Genomic DNA, 2,211 nt, shown 5'->3' with positions numbered 1-2,211 from the left:
CGCGAGATCCGCCTGTTCAGCGAGGCCGCGGCATCGGCGCTGCTCGGTCCGGCCGTCCCGAGCGAAGCCAGGGCCCGCCGCCTGCGCGTGGAGACCGACAAGCTCGAGGCCTTCTGCCTGGTGGTGCGCCAGGCCTCGGCCGCGACCGACCATGAGGCATTCATGCGCATCAGCCGCGCCGCGGGCAAGGCGCTGCAGGTGCGCTTCGGCGGCGGATCGGTCTCGTCGGCCTCCACCTGGCTGGCCGGCCCCAAGGGCCAGGAAGCGCTGCAACACGTGCTGGCCGGCGAAGCCGAACTGGCCGGGCGGCTCACGCTGCGCGAGATCGCCGAGACCGTCGCGCTGGCGCAGCAGACCGAGCGCCTGCGCCTGGAAGCCGAGCACCCGGGCACGCTGCACTGAGCCTCGCGGCGTTCAGCGCGTCGGCTCCGACGCCGAAGACAGCCGCCGTATCTGCGCCTTCGCGATCGCACGCCGCGCGAGCGAGCGCGAATTGCCCATGAACCATTCGTAGGTCGCGATGGCGGCCAGGGTCTCGCCGCGTTCCTCGAGCTCGATGGCTTCCGCCATGCAGCGCGCGAACAGCAGGATGGCATCGCGCTCGCGCGCCGGCGCGGCCAGCGAGCGGAGCCGGAGCTCGGGCTGCACGAGGTGGATCTGCCGCTGCACCTCCATCACCTCGATCAGCGCGCGGCCTATTCTTTCGATGTTGTCGGACAGGGGTTGGAGCCGGGTCTTGTGGGCGTCGTCCGCCGCCTGGTCCAGCAGGTGCGAAGCCACTCGCAGCAATTGATGAAGGCGCTTGAGCGTCATCTGCCGACCATAGTTTTTCCGCGCCCGCCGCACATCCCCTCATGCGAGGGGCCAACGCGCCGCCAGCCCCCTCGATGGTGTAAAAACGCGGCCGCGCAGCCAGCACCGGCCCCGCGCAGGGAGAGGCACAAGATGAAGATTCTTGTCGTGGACGACCACGCACTGTTCCGTGCGGGTCTGCGCCTGCTGCTCGCCGGCATGGAAAGCCGCGCGGCCGTCTACGAGGCCGCCACCCTCGGCGAGGCGACCGCGCTCGCCGCCGAGCATCCCGATCTCTCCGTCTGCCTGCTCGACCTCACGCTCGCGCGCGAACGCGGCCTCGATGCGCTCACGGCCTTCAAGGCGGCCGCGCCTGATGTCGCCGTGGTGATCGTCTCGGCCACCAGCGATCTCGCGACCGTGCATGCCTGCATCGATGCCGGCGCCATGAGCTTCGTGCCCAAGAGCATGCCGCCCGCGACCCTGACGCAAGCGCTGCAACGGGTGCTGGCGGGCCAGATCCATCTGCCCGAGGAAGTGCTGAGCACCGTCGCGGTGGCACCCCGGCGCCCGGCGCTGAGCCCGCGCGAGCTCGACGTGCTGCGCGGCCTGGCCCGGGCCCTGCCGACCAAGACGATCGCGCGCGAACTGCGGCTGTCCGAATACACCGTCAAGGAATACATACGCGGGCTGTTCGAGGCGCTCGACGTCCACAACCGGACCGAGGCCGTGATCACCGCGGGGCGGCTCGGCCTGCTGGACCTGCCGCGTCCTTCGTAGCCCGCGGGCCCCGTGCGAGCGATACCCGCCCCTGCCGCCGCGGCCTCGTTCGAACACGAGCTGCGGCGGGAGTTCGTCGAACTGCATGCGCGCGTGACCTTGCGCATACCGCTGGCGCAGGCCCTGCTGGTCGGCGGCTCGGCCTTCGTGCTGCTGCCGCAGGTGCCGCTCGCCGAGTTCGCGCTGTGGGCCGTCGCGGTGCTGTGCATGGAGGGTGCGCGCGCCGCCCATGCCTGGCATGTGCTGCGGCGGCTCTCGCGCCTCGACCTGCGCCAGGCCCTGCGCCAGCAGGTCGCCCTGGCCTTCCTGGCCGGTGCCGAGGCCGGCGTGATGCTGCCGCTGTTCAACCCCGACCTCAGCGCGCTGAACCAGACCTTCCTGACCTTCATCCTGGTCGCGCTGCCGGCCATCGGCGTCGCGGTCTCGATCTCCTCGCGCCTCGTTGCCGGCACCTATGCCGCCGCGATCCTCGTGCCCACCTCCACCGCCTGGGTGGTACTGCATCCGGAGCACCTGCTGGCTTCCGCGGTCATGACCATCGCCTACATGCTGGCGCTGCTGTTCGCCGCCAACGAGAACGAGAAATTGCTCACGCGCTCGGTGGCGATCCGGCGCGAGCGCGACGAGATGGTGCGCCAC

4 protein-coding genes are annotated in these 2,211 nt (G+C 70.9%); 3 read left to right on the top strand and 1 reads right to left on the bottom strand.

Annotated features, from left to right (window positions below; translation table 11 throughout):
- The coding region (locus tag AC27VN_RS39495) for a hypothetical protein (RefSeq protein ID WP_490880217.1) at nucleotides 1-402 on the top strand (402 nt) is incomplete at its 5' end.
- 12 nt (nucleotides 403-414) lie between these two features.
- Here AC27VN_RS39495 and AC27VN_RS39490 read toward each other — a convergent pair.
- Nucleotides 415-813, bottom strand: coding sequence for a hypothetical protein (locus AC27VN_RS39490; protein WP_093340564.1), 399 nt, complete (start codon nucleotides 811-813; stop codon nucleotides 415-417).
- 132 nt (nucleotides 814-945) lie between these two features.
- Between AC27VN_RS39490 and AC27VN_RS39485 the strand changes: the two genes are divergently transcribed.
- Both AC27VN_RS39485 and AC27VN_RS39480 read left to right on the top strand, forming a co-directional pair.
- Complete coding sequence (locus AC27VN_RS39485; RefSeq protein WP_177239234.1) at nucleotides 946-1,572, top strand: response regulator; 627 nt, start codon at nucleotides 946-948, stop codon at nucleotides 1,570-1,572.
- Nucleotides 1,573-1,584: 12 nt separating this feature from the next.
- Nucleotides 1,585-2,211, top strand: a 627-nt coding sequence (locus AC27VN_RS39480; RefSeq protein WP_490880216.1) for a hypothetical protein, incomplete at its 3' end; no start/stop codon positions are given.

The sequence above is a fragment of the Variovorax sp. 20P10.2.4 genome, from assembly GCF_058244205.1.
The sequence above is the reverse complement of the archived record's forward strand: the minus strand, read 5'-3'. Positions and strand labels throughout refer to the sequence as shown.

Coding starts and splice junctions, on each gene's coding strand:
- AC27VN_RS39490 (WP_093340564.1), bottom strand. CDS start 813: ATGACGCTCAAGCGCCTTCATCAATTGCTGCGAGTGGCTTCGCACCTG.
- AC27VN_RS39485 (WP_177239234.1), top strand. CDS start 946: ATGAAGATTCTTGTCGTGGACGACCACGCACTGTTCCGTGCGGGTCTG.